General features: G+C 64.8%; 14 protein-coding genes. 10 read left to right on the top strand and 4 right to left on the bottom strand.

The genetic code is table 11. From position 1 onward, the window contains the following. Positions 1 to 2: 2 nt before the first annotated feature. From IC535_RS01715 to rpmH, 4 genes are all read right to left on the bottom strand, one after another. Positions 3 to 2,681, bottom strand: a complete 2,679-nt coding sequence (locus IC535_RS01715) for a polysaccharide deacetylase family protein (protein ID WP_228884834.1) — start codon at positions 2,679 to 2,681, stop codon at positions 3 to 5. Positions 2,682 to 2,824: 143 nt separating this feature from the next. Further along, positions 2,825 to 4,525, bottom strand: a complete 1,701-nt coding sequence (gene yidC / locus IC535_RS01710) for a membrane protein insertase YidC (RefSeq protein WP_228884833.1) — start codon at positions 4,523 to 4,525, stop codon at positions 2,825 to 2,827. Continuing rightward, positions 4,525 to 5,016: a ribonuclease P protein component gene (rnpA, locus tag IC535_RS01705; protein ID WP_429000320.1), complete on the bottom strand. Its 492-nt coding sequence runs from the start codon at positions 5,014 to 5,016 to the stop codon at positions 4,525 to 4,527. The genes yidC and rnpA overlap by 1 nt, the downstream gene beginning before the upstream one ends. Before the next feature lie 5 nt (positions 5,017 to 5,021). Beyond that, the gene (gene rpmH / locus IC535_RS01700; RefSeq protein ID WP_006404565.1) at positions 5,022 to 5,162 is read right to left on the bottom strand and encodes a 50S ribosomal protein L34; all 141 of its coding nucleotides are present in this window, start codon (positions 5,160 to 5,162) and stop codon (positions 5,022 to 5,024) included. A 252-nt stretch (positions 5,163 to 5,414) separates the two neighbouring features. Between rpmH and dnaA the strand changes: the two genes are divergently transcribed. The 10 genes from dnaA to IC535_RS01650 all read left to right on the top strand — a co-directional run bounded on the left by dnaA (position 5,415) and on the right by IC535_RS01650 (position 18,033). After that, positions 5,415 to 6,749, top strand: a complete 1,335-nt coding sequence (dnaA, locus tag IC535_RS01695) for a chromosomal replication initiator protein DnaA (RefSeq protein WP_228884831.1) — start codon at positions 5,415 to 5,417, stop codon at positions 6,747 to 6,749. A 276-nt stretch (positions 6,750 to 7,025) separates the two neighbouring features. Continuing rightward, complete coding sequence (gene dnaN, locus IC535_RS01690) at positions 7,026 to 8,126, top strand: DNA polymerase III subunit beta (protein ID WP_228884830.1); 1,101 nt, start codon at positions 7,026 to 7,028, stop codon at positions 8,124 to 8,126. Between the two features lie 904 nt (positions 8,127 to 9,030). Beyond that, on the top strand, positions 9,031 to 10,128 hold the full coding sequence (recF, locus tag IC535_RS01685) for a DNA replication/repair protein RecF (RefSeq protein ID WP_228884829.1): 1,098 nt from the start codon (positions 9,031 to 9,033) through the stop codon (positions 10,126 to 10,128). A gap of 114 nt (positions 10,129 to 10,242) precedes the next feature. Further along, entirely contained in the window at positions 10,243 to 12,702 is a 2,460-nt protein-coding gene (gyrB, locus tag IC535_RS01680) for a DNA topoisomerase (ATP-hydrolyzing) subunit B (protein WP_228884828.1), read from the top strand. 73 nt (positions 12,703 to 12,775) lie between these two features. Beyond that, positions 12,776 to 13,627, top strand: a complete 852-nt coding sequence (locus tag IC535_RS01675) for a CPBP family intramembrane glutamic endopeptidase (RefSeq protein ID WP_228884827.1) — start codon at positions 12,776 to 12,778, stop codon at positions 13,625 to 13,627. A 125-nt stretch (positions 13,628 to 13,752) separates the two neighbouring features. Further along, entirely contained in the window at positions 13,753 to 14,559 is an 807-nt protein-coding gene (locus IC535_RS01670; protein ID WP_228884826.1) for a M48 family metallopeptidase, read from the top strand. Between the two features lie 132 nt (positions 14,560 to 14,691). Next, a complete protein-coding gene (locus IC535_RS01665) occupies positions 14,692 to 15,885 on the top strand; it encodes a tetratricopeptide repeat protein (RefSeq protein WP_228884825.1) in 1,194 nt (397 codons plus the stop codon). A 146-nt stretch (positions 15,886 to 16,031) separates the two neighbouring features. Next, positions 16,032 to 16,700 carry an energy transducer TonB gene (locus IC535_RS01660; RefSeq protein WP_429000319.1) on the top strand — a complete coding sequence of 223 codons (669 nt, stop codon included), beginning with the start codon at positions 16,032 to 16,034 and terminating at the stop codon, positions 16,698 to 16,700. A gap of 85 nt (positions 16,701 to 16,785) precedes the next feature. After that, positions 16,786 to 17,550, top strand: a complete 765-nt coding sequence (exbB, locus tag IC535_RS01655) for a TonB-system energizer ExbB (RefSeq protein WP_228884824.1) — start codon at positions 16,786 to 16,788, stop codon at positions 17,548 to 17,550. Between the two features lie 57 nt (positions 17,551 to 17,607). After that, positions 17,608 to 18,033, top strand: coding sequence for an ExbD/TolR family protein (locus IC535_RS01650; protein WP_228884823.1), 426 nt, complete (start codon positions 17,608 to 17,610; stop codon positions 18,031 to 18,033). Positions 18,034 to 18,036: the final 3 nt, after the last annotated feature.

Here is an 18,036-nt window from a genome sequence, read left to right as displayed (position 1 = left end):
GCTTACAGCTTCTCCAGCTGCGCGCGCGCCTGGGCGGCGCCACTGCCCTGCGGCTGCAGCGCCAGGTAGGTGGTGTAGGCCTGCCTGGCCTTGGCCTTGTCGCCGGCATGGGCGTAGGCATCGCCCAGGTTGAGGTGGGCCACCGCCCGCGAAGGATCGATCTTCAAGGTGTTCTCCAGCCAGCGCGCCGCTTCGGCGTAGCGCTGCTGGCGGTAGTAGACAAAGCCGAGGTTGTTGGCGGCCTGGGCAAAGTCCGGGCGCAGCTTGAGGGCTTCGGTGAACTGCAGGGCCGCCTCGTCATAGCGTTTCTCGCGGTACAACTGCAGGCCGCGGTCGTTGGCCTGCTGCGCGCGCTGGCGGTCGGAGGTGGGCACGGCGGCCGGCACCACCAGGGTGTTGCTGCCGCCCTGCAGGTCGGCCACGGTCACCGGCGCTTCGCCCTGCCCCTTGCCGCCCTGGGCCGCATCGACCCGGGTGTTGAGCGCGATCGCTTCGGGCGACAGCTGGCGTGTATCGGCGTTGAGGTATTCCTGGCTGTCGGGCACCTGGAACACGAACTCGCCGCCCTGCGAGCCCGGCAGGCTGCCGAAGGCCGGGGTCTGCTGGGCGACCGCGGCCACCGCCGGGGCCACATAGGCAGCCAGTTCGGTGCCGGTGATCAAGCCATCTCCATTGAGGTCGCCCTTGCCGCTCAAGGCCTGCAGCAGTACCCAGGTGAACATCGAATGGCCGTTCGGGCCGCCATCGGCCACCTGCTGGTCGGCGCCGCCGGCGGTGAGCATCTGGCGTGCGCTGCGGCGCGCGTTCTCGCGCAGGAAGCGCGACGAGGACGGCCCGCCGCGGGTCAGGCCCAGGCCGCTGTAGCAGGCATCCATCACGAACATCACGTGCTTGGCCTGCAGGCTTTCGGCGATGTTCTGGATGTCGGTCATCGCGATGGCATCGGTGGCGAACTCGTTGGGGTCCGAATCCACCGGGATGATGTAGCCCAGGTCGCGGCCCGAGGCCAGCCGCCGGGTCGCGCCGTGGCCGGCGAAGAATACGAATACCCGGTCGTTGCGGCCGGTGCGGTCATCGGCCAGGCGGTCGTGGAAGGCGGCCAGGATGTTGTTGCGGGTGGCCTGCTGGTTCTTCAGCACGATCACCTGCGATGACGGGAAGCCGAACTGACCGGTCAGGGTGTCGGCCACGGCCTGGGCATCGTGGCCGGCGTGCTCCAGCTTGGGCCACTTGGCGTAGTCGTCGATGCCGACCACGATGGCCCAGGATTTCTCGTAGCCGGTGGTGATGGTGGCATCGGAACCGGCGCCCTTGCGCGCGCGGGCCACGCTGAAATCGCGGCCGTTCCAGCCGGCGAACTGGTAGCCGTCGGCGATCAGCCGGTCCAGGATCTGCGGCAAGGCCTTCACCGCACGGTCGTGGATGTCGTGGAACAGGATGATCCCGCGCTGTTCCTTCTGTACCTGCTCGACCACGCGTTGCACGATCGATTCGGGCACCGGGTCGGCCCAGTCCATCGAATCGATGTTCCACATGATCGATTTCAGCCCGGCCTCGTTGAGCAGCTGCAGGCCTTCGGCATTGCGCGCGCCGTACGGGAAGCGGAACAACGGCGCGCGGCGCGCATCGACATCCTTGAGCAGGGTGTCGGTGGCCAGCACCTGTTGGCGCAACGCATCGCCGGTGGTGCGCGACAGCTGCGCATGGGTCAGGCTGTGGTTGCCCACCGCGTACCCCTGCGCCATCAGGTTGCGGCTGATGGACGCCATCGGGCCCAGCGTGACCTTGCCGTCGGGCTGCACCGCACCCAGGTTGCGGCCCACCTCGAAGAACACCCCGGGTACGTCGTAGCGTTGCAGGATGGCGATTACTTCGTCGGTATAGGCCTTGTGCGGGCCATCGTCGAAGGTCAGCACCACGGTCTTGGGCGGCAGGTCGCGGCCGAAGATCTCGCGGTCGCTGTCCTGCATCGACATCGGGTAGGGCTCGATCACCCCGTAGTCGCGCAGGATCGCCTCGCGGCGGTACTGCTTGCGCAGGTGGGCCAGGTAGTCGTCCCACTTCTCGCGCTTGAGCGCGATGGCGCGGGTGCGCTCGAAGCGGCTGAAGATGCGGGTGATTTCCTGGTTGTAGTTGCGCTCGATCTCATCGAGCGCCTCCAGGTCTTCGCCGATGCGCTGGTGCAGCTTCACCGCCGGCAGCGAGGAGTCCGCGCCGACCCGCTCGTGCAGGTCGCGCAACACTTCGCGGAAGGCCAGGCGGTCGGCATCGAACAGTTCCGGGGCCGACTCGATGTAGTCCAGCACCGTGCCCAGGGTGGCAAAGCGGCGCGGGCTGCTCCCGCGCAGCAAGGCGTCGAACTGCGTGGCGATGGCCGCACGCTGCTCGAGGCCGTCGTGGAACAGCTGCTGGCCGATGCGGCTGGAGGTGGCGCGGTCGGCGGGCGTTTGCTGCGCTTCGTCGGCCAGCAGCACGATGATGCGGCGATGGCCGTCGAGCTGCTTCTGCAAGGCGGCCAGCAGCGGTGCGGCGGCCGGATCGGCGGCGGCGGCGGCCTGTGCGCTGGGCTGGGTCATCGCCCTGCTGTCGGCAGCGTCCTTGTCGCCACAGCCGGCCAGCGCCAGGGTGAGCAGCAGCAGCACGGGCACGGCCAGGCGGAACAGCGACGACGCAGGGGACATTCGGAGGCTCGGGGTTGAAACGGGGGAAGGTTGCCGGCGATTGTATCGCCGCCAAAGAAAAACCCGCCGGGCGGCGGGTTTTTCAGCGCAGCCGACCAATGGCCGGCGCTACGGCCAGACGACCAACGGTCGTCTGCTCCCGGTTATTTCTTTTTGGCGGGGGTGGCGACCACCGGCAACGGCTCGCTGCCGTGGCGCTTGGTCATCCACCACTGCTGCAGCAGACCCAGGCCGCCGTTGACCACCCAGTACAGGACCAGGCCGGACGGCATGAAGGCCATCATGACGCCGAACACCAGCGGCATCATCTGCATCATCTTGGCCTGCATCGGGTCCATGCCCGGGGCCGGGGTCAGCTTCTGGGTGGCCCACATCACCGCCACGTTGATCACCGGCAGGATGAAGTACGGGTCGCGCGCGGTCAGGTCCTGGATCCAGCCCAGCCACGGCGCCTGGCGCAGTTCCACCGATTCCACCAGCACCCAGTACAGCGCGAAGAAGATCGGCATCTGGATCAGGATCGGCAGGCAGCCGCCCATCGGGTTGATCTTTTCCTTCTTGTACAGCTCCATCATCGCGGTCTGGAACTTCTGGCGGTCATCGCCATAGCGTTCCTTCAGCTGCGCGATGCGCGGCTGGAAGCGACGCATCTTGGCCCCGCTCTTGTACTGCACCGCCGACAGCGGGTACAGCACCAGCTTGAGCAGCACCACCAGGCCGACAATTGCCCAGCCCCAGTTGTTGACCACCTTGTGGACCTGGTTCAACACCCAGAACAGGCCCTGGCCGATGATCGCCATCAGCGAGAAGCGGCTGTAGTCGACCACGCGGTCCAGCCCCTTCACGTCTTCCTTGGCGATCAGGTTGACCAGCTTCGGGCCCACCCACAGGCGCGCCTCGGTGCTGACCTGCTGGCCGGGCGCGACGGTGAAGGCCGGGCCGGTGGCCTGGATCTGGTCGCGGCCATCATGCTGGGACAGCACGTAGTTGGCGGCCTGGTCGGCCTGCGGAATCCAGGCGGTGAAGAAGTGGTGCTGCAGCATCGCCAGCCAGCCGCCGGTGATGGTGCGGTTGAGGTTGCCGTCCTCCAGGTAGTCCTTGAACGCGCGGCGCTCGTAGCCATCCTTCGGGCTGAACCAGGTCGCGCCGTTGAAGCTGAACGAGTCCGGGTTGGTCATGCTGCGCGAGAGGATGGTCGGGTGGCGGTCCAGGGTGCGGAACACGTAGCCGTTCCACGGCGCGGCGCTGCCGTTGACCACTTCATCCTTGACCTTGATCGCGTACTCGTTGCGGCCCAGCGTATAGGTACGGCGGATGCTGACGCCGTTGGGGCCGTTCCACACGAACGGGATCTGCAGTTCCTTCTGGCCCTTGGCCAGCACGAACGCGCGGTTGTCGCCGACCAGGGTGAAGCCGTTGGCTTCGGGCACCGGCATGCTCTTGTCCTGGCTGGTCCAGCCACTGACGGCGCGGTACGGCTGGGTCGGGTCTTCGGTCAGCAGGCGCACCGGCGGGCTGCCGGCATCCTTGGTCTGCGGGAAGTGCAGCAGCTCGGCATCCAGCACGGTGCCGCCGTCCAGCACCAGGCGCAGCACGTCGGTGGTGACCGTCACGCGGGCGGCGCCGGCGCTGGCCGCAGCGCTGGGCTGGGTCGCCGGGGCGCTGCCGGGGGCCTGCGGTACCGACGCGCCGGGAATGGCGCCTGCCGCGCCCGGCACGGTCGCCTGGGTCTGCGCGGCAACCGGCGGCGTGGCCGGTGCGGCCTTGTCGCGGCCCCACTCCATCCACAGCAACACGGCCACCATCAGCCAGGCAAAAATCAGGAAAACGCGGGTCTGGTTCATCAGCGGGCAGGCTCGGCGGGGCCGGCAGGTGATGCCGGCTCGGACTGGGAAAGGGGGGCAACGCCCAGGGGCGGCGGCATTGTGCCGTCCGCGCCCGGCATGGGCAATGCGCCAAGGCGGCGCAGCAGGCGTTCAAACGCCTGGCGGAGGTCGGAATTGCTGGCGGTACGGGCGGCACTGCGGGCGACAACGACGTAATCGCCGGCACTCATCCACGGCCGTAGGTGGCGTGTGGCATCGCGCAGCACACGCTTGACTCGGTTGCGACCCACGGCTCGGGGGTCGACTTTGCGCGACACCGCAAGACCCAGCCTGGCTGGCGTTTCGCTGTTCAGCCAGTGCAGGGTCATCAGCGGATCGGACACACGGCGGGCACCGTTGAAGACCGTTGTATATTCGGCACGCGTACGAACCCGCGCAGAGCGAGGAAATCGCTTGCGCAGGTCGGAACTGCTCATAGTCAGGATTGCGTCTGCCGCGGGAAGCGGCATTGCAATCAAGCGCTCAGGACTTTACGGCCCTTGGCGCGGCGACGCGACAGGATCTTGCGGCCGTCAGCGGTCTTCATACGGGCACGGAAGCCATGGTCGCGCTTACGCTTGAGGTTGCTGGGTTGGAAAGTGCGCTTGGTGGCCATGCGGGCCTCTATATGAAGGGGACGGAAAGAACCGGAAATTCTATAGACCTGATCAAGGTGCCGTCAAGTGCTGGGCACTACGGGATTTCACCGGGCTGTGCAATAGCTGTGGATCATTTTGTGAATAACTTCGGGACAACCATTCCCGGCCCCCCTCGTCGGTGGTAGTCTGCGCCATCCATTCTTCCCCCTTCCGGCCTGTGGTGCGGCGGTTTCCCACGCCTGTCCACTGGCCCCAGACGATTATTGCCGATGGATGCCTGGTCCCGTTGTCTCGAACGCCTTGAGGCGGAGTTTCCGCCCGAGGATGTTCACACCTGGTTGAAGCCGCTGCAGGCAGATCTGCGCGCGGACAGCCTGGTGCTGTATGCGCCAAATGCCTTCATCGTCGACCAGGTGCGCGAGCTGTACCTGCCGCGCATCAAGGAGCTGCTGGCGCATTTCGCCGGTTTCGGCGATGTTTTCCTTGAAATCGGCTCGCGTCCGCGCCCGGTGGAGGCCCAGATCACGCCGATTTCGGGCTTTTCCACCCCGGCGGCAGCGGCCGAGCCACTGGTGCCGTTCGCCGGCAACCTGGATTCGCACTACACCTTCGCCAACTTCGTGGAAGGCCGCAGCAACCAGCTGGGCCTGGCCGCGGCGTTCCAGGCGGCGCAGAAGCCCGGCGACCGTGCCCACAACCCGTTGCTGCTGTACGGCGGCACCGGCCTGGGCAAGACCCACCTGATGTTTGCCGCCGGCAATGCGATGCGCCAGGCCAACCCGGCCGCCAAGGTGCTGTACCTGCGCTCGGAGCAGTTCTTCAGCGCGATGATCCGTGCGTTGCAGGAAAAGACCATGGATCAGTTCAAGCGCCAGTTCCAGCAGGTGGACGCGCTGCTGATCGATGACATCCAGTTCTTCGCCGGCAAAGACCGTACCCAGGAAGAGTTCTTCCATACCTTCAACGCCCTGTTCGACGGCAAGCAGCAGATCATCCTCACCTGCGACCGGTACCCGCGCGAAGTCGAGGGCCTGGAAGCACGGCTGAAGTCGCGGCTGGCCTGGGGCCTGTCGGTGGCGATCGAGCCGCCGGACTTCGAGACCCGCGCCGCGATCGTGCTGGCCAAGGCGCGTGAGCGTGGCACCGATATCCCCGACGATGTGGCGTTCCTGATTGCCAAGAAGATGCGCTCCAATGTCCGCGACCTCGAAGGTGCGTTGAATACCCTGGCCGCACGCGCCAACTTCACCGGCCGTGCGATCACCACCGATTTCGCCCAGGAAACCCTGCGCGACCTGCTGCGCGCCCAGCAGCAGGCGATCAGCATTCCCAACATCCAGAAAACCGTGGCCGACTACTACGGGCTGCAGATCAAGGATCTGCTGTCCAAGCGTCGGACCCGGTCGCTGGCCCGTCCGCGCCAGGTAGCCATGGCGCTGACCAAAGAACTGACCGAGCACAGCCTGCCGGAAATCGGCGACGCCTTTGCCGGCCGGGACCACACCACGGTGCTGCACGCCTGCCGGCAGATCCGGACGTTGATGGAAGCCGACGGCAAGTTGCGGGAAGACTGGGACAAGCTGATCCGGAAGTTGAGCGAATGATGCATGTACGCCGCTAAGGCGTCATCGCATAAAACGGTGCAGAATCCGGTAGCAAACAGGGGACAGGGTGTGGATAAGAAACCCGGCCGATTTGGCGGTAAAGTTATCCACACGTTTCCCCACCCTCTCGGGGCTAGTAATGCAGAGGGTTTCGAGGGTTGAAATCCTTTTATTTACAAAGACTTAGCTGTGTTTTCCAGCGATTCTGGCGCTACCAGCACCACCAGGCTTTTGATTTATTCCACATTTTTTTAAAGCATAGGGGCACGGAACCACATGCGTTTCACACTGCAGCGCGAAGCCTTTCTCAAGCCGTTGGCACAAGTCGTCAACGTGGTCGAACGCCGCCAGACCCTGCCGGTTCTGGCTAATTTCCTGGTCCAGGTCCAGAACGGGCAGCTTTCGCTGACCGGCACCGACCTGGAAGTGGAAATGGTGTCGCGGATCGCGGTGGAAGATGCCCAGGACGGCGAGACCACCATCCCCGCCCGCAAACTGTTCGAGATCATCCGTGCCCTGCCCGACGGCAGCCGGATCACCGTCTCGCAGACCGGTGACAAGATCACCGTGCAGGCCGGGCGTAGCCGTTTCACCCTGGCAACCCTGCCGGCCAACGACTTCCCGTCGGTGGACGAGGTCGAAGCCACCGAACGCGTGGCGATCGGCGAAGCCACGCTGAAGGAACTGATCGAACGCACCGCGTTCGCGATGGCCCAGCAGGACGTGCGCTATTACCTCAACGGCCTGCTGTTCGATCTGCGCGGCGATGCCCTGCGGACCGTGGCCACCGATGGCCACCGCCTGGCGCTGTGCGAGACCGAGCTGGAAAAGGCCAGCGGCGCCAAGCGCCAGATCATCGTGCCGCGCAAGGGCGTGACCGAACTGCAGCGTCTGCTGGAAAGCGGCGATCGTGAGATCGAGCTGGAAGTCGGCCGCAGCCACGTGCGGGTCAAGCGCGACGATGTGACCTTCACCTCCAAGCTGATCGACGGCCGTTTCCCGGATTACGAAGCGGTGATCCCGATTGGCGCCGACCGCGAAGTGAAGGTTGATCGCGAAGCGCTGCGTGCCTCGCTGCAGCGCGCCGCGATCCTGTCCAACGAGAAGTACCGCGGCATCCGCGTGGAAGTCTCGCCGGGCAACCTGAAGATCAGCGCGCACAACCCCGAGCAGGAAGAAGCCCAGGAAGAGATCGAGGCCGATACCACGGTCAGCGATCTGGCCATCGGCTTCAACGTGAACTACCTGCTGGACGCGCTGTCGGCATTGCGCGATGAGTACGTGGTAATCCAGCTGCGCGATTCGAACTCCTCGGCCCTGGTGCGTGAAGCCAGCAGCGAGAAGTCGCGTCATGTGGTGATGCCGCTGCGGCTGTGACGGTTTGCGGTGGTTCCACGTGGAACCGCAGTGTTCAGAAGACCCGGCCTTGTGCCGGGTTTTCTTTTCCTGAGCCGGTGTTCCACGTGGAGCATTGCCTGTCGGCAATCGCGATGATTGCTGGTGCCGCGCCATTCGTAATTCCACTTCGTCGATCCTCGGTTTTCTGCTGCCCTACCGTGAGGTCTGGCCGGGATCTGTTTCCAGCAGTCGTGCCGTGCGAACAGCGTGGAACGCACGGTATGAACAGTCCCAATCAGATGCCAAGTGCACGACTGGAATGCGGCTTCATTCGGCCTCTGGATCACAGCTCTATGCTTTAAAAACTGTATATAAATCTAAAGCTAGGTGGTGGTGGTAGAGCCAGAATCGGTTGAAAAGTAGCTTATGTTATTGAAATATAAGGATAAATATGGGTCGAAACCCCCTGTAGAAGCGGCCCTGGGCCTGGGGGTGATCCTGTGGATATCTTTCTGGCCAGAAATTTCGGGCTTTTTATCCACAGTCAGTACATGAGTTGTGCATAAGTCATACAGACCCCCTGTGGATAGCGGAATGTGGCTGCCTTGGATTTCGCAAGATCTGAAAGCAGATACCCTGCCCGGCTGCGCAGATTTCAAGAATTTTCCGCCCATCGACTGTGAACGCGTCTGGTTGCCGGTGAATTCGCCCGTTTTTCCTTGAAATCTGCAGGGCTACTGTCCTGCGCGGGCCCGCAGATTCCAAGGAATTCGTAGGTGTCCCGGCGGCTGGAATCCATCGATCAGGCTGCGCTCATCCCGATGACGACGCTACCGCTAGCAGCGGCGGTGTTTACGCACCACGTCCGTGAAACCAGCGCGATGCAGTAAGCTGATCGATTGCCCCTACCCGTCTGCCGCCCAGTGCGGCCGTGATCGTCCGCATGCATATCCGCCGTCTGTCCCTGCACCAGGTCCGTCGTTTCGACAGCGTCGAACTTGCGCCACAACCGGGCATCAACCTGATCACCGGTGACAATGGTGCTGGCAAGACCAGCGTACTGGAGGCCCTGCACGTAATGGCCTATGGGCGCAGTTTCCGCGGCCGGGTGCGCGATGGCCTGGTACGGCAGGGCCGGGAGGCGCTGGAAGTATTCGTGGAGTGGGACGAACAGCGCGAAGGTGCGGTCAGTTCCACGCGGCGCAAGGCCGGGCTTCGTCACAGCGGCCAGGAATGGAAGGGCCGGCTGGACGGAGAAGATGTCGCCCAGCTGGGTAACCTGTGTGCGGCCCTGGCCGTGGTGACCTTCGAGCCGGGCAGCCACGCCCTGGTCAGTGGCGGCGGCGAACCGCGCCGGCGCTTCCTCGACTGGGGCTTGTTCCACGTGGAACCAGACTTCCTGGCGTTGTGGCGGCGGTATTCGCGGGCGCTGAAGCAGCGCAATGCGCTGCTCAAGCAGGGCGGGCATCCGCAGGCACTGGATGCCTGGGACCACGAGCTGGCCGAGGCCGGTGAGCCGCTGACAACCCGGCGCCAACACTACCTGGAGCGGCTGCAGCAGCGCACCATCGACCTGGCCGATGTGCTCGCACCGAATCTGGGCATCCAGGCACTGACGCTCAGCCCGGGCTGGCGCAAACAGGAACTCTCGCTGTCCGACGCCCTGCTGCTGGCGCGCGACCGCGACCGCATGGCCGGCTATACCTCGGTGGGCCCGCATCGCGCCGACTGGAGCGTGGGCTTTGCCAGCATTCCCGGCCGCGATGCGCTGTCGCGCGGGCAGGCCAAGCTCACCGCGCTTACCTGCCTGCTGGCCCAGGCCGAGGACTATGCCGAGCAGCGCGGGGAATGGCCGGTGATCGCCCTGGACGATCTGTCCTCGGAACTGGACCGCAACCATCAGGCGCGGGTGCTGGAGCGGCTGAAGGCCGGCCCGGCGCAGATCTTCATCACCGCCACCGAAATTCCGGCAGCACTCGGCGCGGCTACCGACATCACCCGGTTCCACGTGGAACATGGGCAGGTCCAGCCTGTGCCATAGTGGTCCCCCAGGGGCTGACCATGCCCGACTGGTATAATTGCGGTCGCAACCCCTTATTACTCGGCGCCCCGCCGCAACGCGGTGGCCCGACCTGCGGAGCCTATGGCAAGCGCAATGACTGAAGAACTGAACACCCCGGCAAACAACGGCAACTACGACGCCAACAGCATCACGGCCCTGGAAGGCCTGGAGGCGGTCCGCAAGCGTCCTGGCATGTACATCGGCGACGTCCATGACGGCACCGGTCTGCACCACATGGTGTTCGAGGTGGTCGACAACTCCATCGACGAAGCCTTGGCTGGCCATGCCGACAATGTGTCGGTCATGATCCACGCCGATGGCTCGGTGTCGGTGTCGGACAACGGCCGCGGCATCCCCACCGGCAAGCACGAGCAGATGAGCAAGAAGCTCGACCGCGAGGTCTCCGCTGCCGAAGTGGTGATGACCGTCCTGCACGCCGGCGGCAAGTTCGATGACAACAGCTACAAGGTCTCCGGTGGCCTGCACGGCGTGGGCGTCAGCGTGGTCAACGCGCTGTCGCAGAAGCTGGTGCTGGACATCTACCAGGGCGGTTTCCACTACCAGCAGGAATACGCCGACGGCGCGGCCGTATACCCGCTGAAGCAGGTCGAAGCCAGCACCAAGCGCGGCACCACCCTGCGCTTCTGGCCGTCGGTGAAGGCCTTCCACGACAACGTCGAATTCCATTACGAGATCCTGGCACGCCGCCTGCGCGAGCTGTCCTTCCTCAACTCCGGGGTCAAGATCGCGCTGGTCGACGAGCGCGGCGATGGCCGCCGCGACGACTTCCATTACGAAGGCGGCATCCGCAGCTTCGTCGAGCATCTGGCCCAGCTGAAGACCCCGCTGCATCCCAACGTGATCTCGGTGACCGGCGAGTCCAACGGCATTACCGTGGAAGTGGCGCTGCAGTGGACCGATTCCTACCAGGAAACGATGTACTGCTTCACCAACAACATCCCGCAGAAGGACGGCGGCACCCACCTGGCCGGCTTCCGCGGCGCGCTGACCCGCGTGCTGAACAACTACATCGAACAGAACGGCATCGCCAAGCAGGCCAAGATCAACCTGACCGGCGATGACATGCGTGAAGGCATGATCGCGGTGCTGTCGGTCAAGGTGCCCGACCCCAGCTTCTCCAGCCAGACCAAGGAAAAGCTGGTCAGCTCGGACGTGCGCCCGGCGGTGGAAAGCGCCTTTGGCCAGCGCCTGGAAGAATTCCTGCAGGAAAACCCGAACGAAGCCAAGGCGATCGCCGGCAAGATCGTCGACGCCGCGCGTGCGCGCGAAGCAGCGCGCAAGGCCCGCGACCTGACCCGCCGCAAGGGCGCGCTGGACATCGCCGGCCTGCCCGGCAAGCTGGCCGACTGCCAGGAAAAAGACCCGGCACTGTCCGAACTGTTCATCGTCGAGGGTGACTCGGCAGGCGGCTCGGCCAAGCAGGGCCGCAACCGCAAGAACCAGGCGGTGCTGCCGCTGCGCGGCAAGATCCTCAACGTGGAACGTGCCCGCTTCGACCGCATGCTGGCCTCGGACCAGGTCGGCACGCTGATCACCGCGCTGGGCACCGGCATCGGCCGCGATGAATACAACCCGGACAAGCTGCGCTACCACCGCATCATCATCATGACCGACGCCGACGTCGACGGCGCGCACATCCGTACGCTGCTGTTGACCTTCTTCTACCGGCAGATGCCCGAACTGATCGAACGCGGCCATATCTACATCGGCCTGCCGCCGCTGTACAAGATCAAGCAGGGCAAGCAGGAGCTGTACCTGAAGGACGACCCGGCGCTGGACGCCTACCTGGCCAGCAGCGCGGTGGAAAACGCCTCGCTGATTCCGGCCGATGGCGAGCCGGGCATCGAAGGCGTCGCCCTGGAAAAACTGCTGCTCTCCTATGCCTCGGCGCAGGAAACCATCGCCCGCAACGGCCACCGCTACGACCGCCAGGTGCTCGAAGCGCTGGTCGATTTCACCCCGATGGACCTGGAGCACCTGCGTCGCGCCGGTGCCGACGAGGGCCTGGCCGCGTTGGCCAAGCGGTTGAACCAGGGCAGCCTGGGCTCCCCGCGTTTCAGCCTGGAACTGCAGGAGCCCACCGAGCAGCGCCCGGCCGCGTTGCTGGTCACCCGTCGTCACATGGGCGAAGAGATGATCCAGGTGTTGCCGCTGTCGGCCTTCGAAAGTGGCGAACTGCGTGCCCTGCACCAGTCCTCGCTGCTGCTGTATGGCCTGGTCCGCGCCGGTGCCAAGATCAGCCGTGGCGCCAAGTCGGTGGAGATCGGCACCTTCGCCGAAGCGCGCAACTGGTTGCTGGAGGAAGCCAAGAAGGGCCGCCAGATCCAGCGCTTCAAGGGCCTGGGTGAAATGAACCCGGAACAGCTGTGGGATACCACGGTGAACCCCGATACCCGCCGCCTGCTGCAGGTCCGCATCGAAGATGCGGTGGCGGCCGATGAGATCTTCAGCACCTTGATGGGCGATGTGGTGGAACCGCGCCGCGATTTCATCGAGGACAACGCGCTGAAGGTCGCCAACCTGGATATCTGACACAATCGGGTCAGGGCCGGCCGGTTGCGACCTGCAACCTGGCCGGCATTCGTCCGCCGATGCCAGGAATCCGATGTCCGCAACCGCTCCGGCGTCCCTGACGCCTCCGCTGCCCCCGTTGTCGCCTGCTGCGCCCGGCCCCCGGCCACGCTCGGCAGTGGCCGGGTTCTTCATCGACCTGGGCATCGCCATCGTCACCCTGTTCGGGCTCAGCCTGGCCAGCGGCCTGGTCTGGGGCGCCTACCGCGGCGCAGTGGTTGCCACCGCAGCCAAGCGCGCCGGCGGCACGGTGGATGCGTCCACCCTCGCCCAGCAACTGGGCCAACCCGGCGCACTGGCGCAGATCCTGATGGCCATCGTCGCCACCGGCGGTGCCGCGCTGTTGCTGTACTTCCTGCGCCGGCGCGCCACGCCCGGCGAACGCAGCACGTCATTGCAGGCGCTCCGGCGCAGCTCCACCTGGGGCTGGACCCTGCTGGTGGCCACCTGCGTGGTGATCGGCAGCAACCTGATCGCCTTCCTGGCCAAGCAGGCCGGCATCGAACCGGTCCCGACCAACCTGGCCCTGATGGAACAGGCCCTGGCCCGCTTCCCGTGGTTCCTGGCCGTGTTCGCCATCGTGCTGGCCCCGGCCTACGAGGAACTGCTGTTCCGCCGCGTCCTGTTCGGGCGCCTGTGGCAGGCCGGCCGGCCGTTGCTGGGCATGCTGCTGAGCAGCCTGGCCTTCGCCCTGGTCCATGAAATTCCCGGCACCAGCGCCAACGGCCCCTGGGAAATCGCCCAGTTGTGGCTGGTCTACGGCAGCATGGGGGCGGCGTTCGCCTGGTTGTACCAGCGCACCGGCACCCTGTGGGCGCCGATCGTTGCGCACGCGCTGAACAATGCCATCGCCCTGGGGGCGCTGGTATTCCTGGGCCTGCATTGAGCGGACGCGCGTGGGCCATCACCTGCCACGCACGTGCCTGAACGTCGCCCATTGTTGACGGCAACGACAACAAAATTTTACGTACCGTCGTTCCACACTGCAGATATGAACAAGGGGGACTTGCGATGAAACCGGTTCTGTTGGGCGTTGCCATTGCGCTGCTGGTCAGTGCCTGCGCCACCACCACCTCGCCCACCGGGCGCCGGCAGATGGTCGGCGGCGTGTCGCAGGCCGAGCTGGACCAGCTGGGCGCGCAGGCCTTCGCCCAGACCAAGCAGAAGGAAAAAGTCAGTACCGACGGCCGCCAGAACGGCTATGTGCAGTGCGTGGTCAATGCGCTGGTCGCGCAGCTGCCACCGCAGTACCGTGGCGTACGGTGGGAAACGGCGGTGTTCGTCGACAAGGAACCCAATGCCTTTGCGCTGCCTGGCGGCAAGGTCGGGGTCAACACCGGGATCCTCACCGTGGCCAAGAACCAGGACCAGCTGGCGGCGGTGATCGGCCATGAAATCGGCCATGTGATCTCGCGCCACCACGAGGAACGCCTGACCCGCCAGATGGGCGCGCAGACCGGCCTGGCCGTGCTGGGCGCACTGGCCGGCGCCGCCTATGGCGATGGCGCCGCCGGCACGGTCAACCAGCTCGGCGGCATGACCGCGCAGACCGCCTTCCTGCTGCCTGGTTCGCGTACCCAGGAAAGCGAGGCCGATGTGGTCGGGCAGCGGTTGATGGCCGAAGCCGGATTCGACCCGGCCCAGGCGGTCAACCTGTGGCAGAACATGATGGCCGCCAGTGGCGGCCGGTCCCCGCAATGGCTGTCCACCCACCCCGACCCGGCCAACCGGATCCGCGAGCTGCAGCGCGACGCGCCTGCGCTGAGTGGGGTCTACCAGCAGGCCCAGGCCGCCGGACGCAAGCCCAGGTGCGGCTGATGCGACCAAAGTATGCTGTATTGCAGCATCGGAAACGATTTCTCACGCCATGAGTTTCTGATACGTTTGGCGGCTCAGATTTTTCTGACAGTCCGTTTTGATGCCGCCGCGGCGGTTCGATCGAGGTGAAAGATGATTTTCAGCAACCACAAGCAAGCCGTCCTTTCCGTCCTCATCGCGACCGCAGTCGGTGGCGCCATGGTCACCGATGCATTCGCCCAGTCCTCGCGCTCGGCCGAACGTGGCAACCGCGGTGGCAAGCAGCAGGCCAAGGCCGAAGCCTTGTACCCCAACGCGACCCGCCAGGAGCCCAGCGTCAAGGCCTCGCCCAAGCTCGGCAGCAAGCTGCAGAAGCTGATTGACAGCTACAACGAGCAGAAGTTCCCGGAGACCCGCGCCCTGGGCGACGAGATCCTGGCCAACAGCGCCGCCAACACCTACGACAAGTCGCTGGCCGCCCAGCTGGCCTCGCAGGCCGCCTACCAGACCGAAGACAACGCCGCTGCCAAGAAGTACCTGCAGCAGGTGCTGGAGTTCAACGGCCTGGACAACAACGGCCACTACCAGTCGATGCTGATGCTGGCCCAGCTGCAGCTGCAGGATGACGAGACCGCCCCCGGCCTTGCCACCCTGGACAAGTACTTCGCCGAAACCAAGTCGTCCAAGCCCGAAGAACTGGTGATCAAGGGCCAGGCCCTGTACCAGACCCAGCGCTATGCCGACGCCATCCCGGTGCTGCAGCAGGCCATCGCCGGCGCCGCCGAGCCCAAGGACAGCTGGAACCAGCTGCTGATGGCCGCCATGGCCGAAGCCGGCCAGACCGGTGAAGCGGTCAAGCAGGCCGAAGCGATCGTGGCGCGCACCCCCAACGACAAGAAAGCCCAGCTGAACCTGGCCAGCATGTACATGCAGGCCGACCAGATGGACAAGGCCGCCGCGGTGATGGACAAGCTGCGTGCGGCAGGCCAGCTCAGCGAAGAGCGCGAGTACAAGCAGCTGTACTCGATCTACGCCAATACCGAGAACAAGGAAAAGGACGTCATCGCGGTCATCAACGAAGGGTTGGAGAAGGGCATCCTGAAGCCGGACTACCAGGTTTACCTGGCGCTGGCCCAGTCCTACTACTACTCCGACCAGGTACCGAAGGCAGTCGAAGCGTGGCAGAAGGCCGCCCCGCTCTCCAAGGACGGTGAAACCTACTTGAATTTGGCACGCGTTTTGCATGCCGAAGGTCGCATCCCGGAGGCCAAGCAGGCCGCCCAGCAGGCGCTGGCGAAGGGTGTGAAGAACCAGGCCGATGCCAAGAAAATCATCAACCTGAAGTAAGTAGGAATAACGCCTGAACGCCTGCCACAGTGATGCGCAGGCGCTCAGGATTGGTATAAGCTTGGAGGTTCCTGCGGTGTCATGCACCGCTGATCATGGGCTACCTGTCCCCGGGTATCCCGGCCCCACTAATGAGCTCTTGGCGCATGACGGAACAACTAGTCGTTCACAGGTACGAACAACGCGATGACACCGGCTTCAGCTGGCCGCGAATCGTGGGTATCGCTTTTGTAATCGCACTGCATCTCGCCGCCTTCATGATGCTTCTGATCCCGGCCGTGGCCCCCAAGGCCGCTGCGGAGAAGGAACGCAACATCATGGTGACCCTGGTCGACGCTCCGCCGCCGCCCCCACCGCCGCCGCCGCCGCCGCCGCCGACCGATACGCCGCCTCCGCCGGTGAAGAATCTGTCGCCGCCGAAGCCGTCGCCGGTACCACCGCCGCCGCAGCCGCCGATCGTCGATGTGCCGCAGCCGCGTGCCAACGACATCGTTACGCCGCCGTCGCCGCCCTCACCGCCGGCTCCGCCGAGCCAGATCGAGGCCAGCGTCGACATTTCCTCGAAGAACATGAACCCCCCGCGTTACCCGCCGGCAGCATTCCGCGCAGGTATCCAGGGTGAAGTGATCCTGATCATTGATGTCGATGCCAATGGCAACGTCACCAATGTGTCGGTCGAACGGTCCAGCCGTAACCGTGACCTCGACCGCGCCGCAATGGAAGCAGCTCGCAAGTGGAGCTTCCGTTCTGCGGAGTCGGGCGGGAAGAAGGTCGCAGGTCGCGTTCGCGTCCCGGTCAACTTTGCGCTGAACTGATGGTCGTCGGTGGCCCGCCGGCCACCGTTCCATCGGTTATTTCAAGCAACACCATTCATCACCACACACAACAAAGGTAAGCGTCATGCTGCAGGAACTCTTCATCGCCGCTGCTGCTGGGGGCAACCCGTCGAACGCCCTCTCGCAGATGGGCTTCGAGCACTTGATCCACGAAATGACCACCAAGCCGGGTGATTTCGCCGTCTCCTGGGTCGTGCTGCTGACCCTGATCATCATGTCGGCCATGTCCTGGTACTGGACCGTCATCAACATCTTCCGTGCTACCCGCCTGAAGAGCGCTGCCGACAAGGTCGTGAGCCTGTTCTGGGATACCCCGAACGCCCAGGACGCCATCCGCGCCATGGAAGAACAGCCCGCTTCCGAGCCGTTCTCCAAGATCGCCCTGGACGCTGCCCAGGCAGCTGCCCACCACCAGCGTGCCGAAGGCGGCGCCACCGGTGGTGGCCTGGGTGAGAACCTGAGCCGTTCGGAGTTCGTCGACCGCGCCCTGCGTCAGGCCGTGACCCGCGAAAGCAACAACCTGCAGTCGGGCATGACCCTGCTGGCCACCGTCGGTGCAACCGCTCCGTTCGTCGGTCTGCTGGGTACCGTGTGGGGCATCTACGGCGCGCTGATCAAGATCGGTGCCACCGGTTCCGCCTCGATCGACGCCGTTGCAGGCCCGGTGGGTGAAGCACTGATCATGACCGCCATCGGTCTGTTCGTGGCTATCCCGGCCGTGTTCGCCTTCAACTTCTTCAGCAAGATCAACAGCGCCACGATCAGCAAGTTCGATACGTTCGCTCACGACCTGCACGACTTCTTCGCCACCGGTTCGCGCGTCCGCTAATTGCGACGCGCTTTACCCAGCGAGAACGTAGTCAACACGATCTAGACGGAGCCCGTTATGGCTTTCAGTAGTGGTAACAGCGGCGGCCCCATGGCCGACATCAACGTTACGCCCCTCGTGGACGTGATGCTGGTGCTGCTGATCATCTTCATCATCACGGCGCCTCTGATGTCCCACAAGGTCAAGGTGGATCTGCCGGAGGCCAACCTGGTGCAGAGCCCGGAAGACGCTGAGAAGCGTTCGGGCCCGATCACCCTGGCAGTCAAGGAAGACGGCTCGATCTACTGGAACGACGAGGAAATCAACAAGCAGACGCTCGAGTCGCGCTTGGCGACCGCCGCCCAGCAGACCCCGCAGCCGCCGCTCAATCTGCGTGGTGACCGCACCACCAAGATGCGCGTCATCAACGAGATGACCAAGATTGCGCAGGAACAGGGCATGCTCGACGTTGGCTTCGTTGCCACCAAAGAGAAGGGGCAGTAAGCC

It is taken from the genome of Stenotrophomonas rhizophila, assembly GCF_020857975.1.
Taxonomy (GTDB): domain Bacteria; phylum Pseudomonadota; class Gammaproteobacteria; order Xanthomonadales; family Xanthomonadaceae; genus Stenotrophomonas; species Stenotrophomonas rhizophila_C.
Note: the sequence above shows the minus strand (reverse complement) of the source record. Positions and strands in the feature narration are given on the sequence as shown.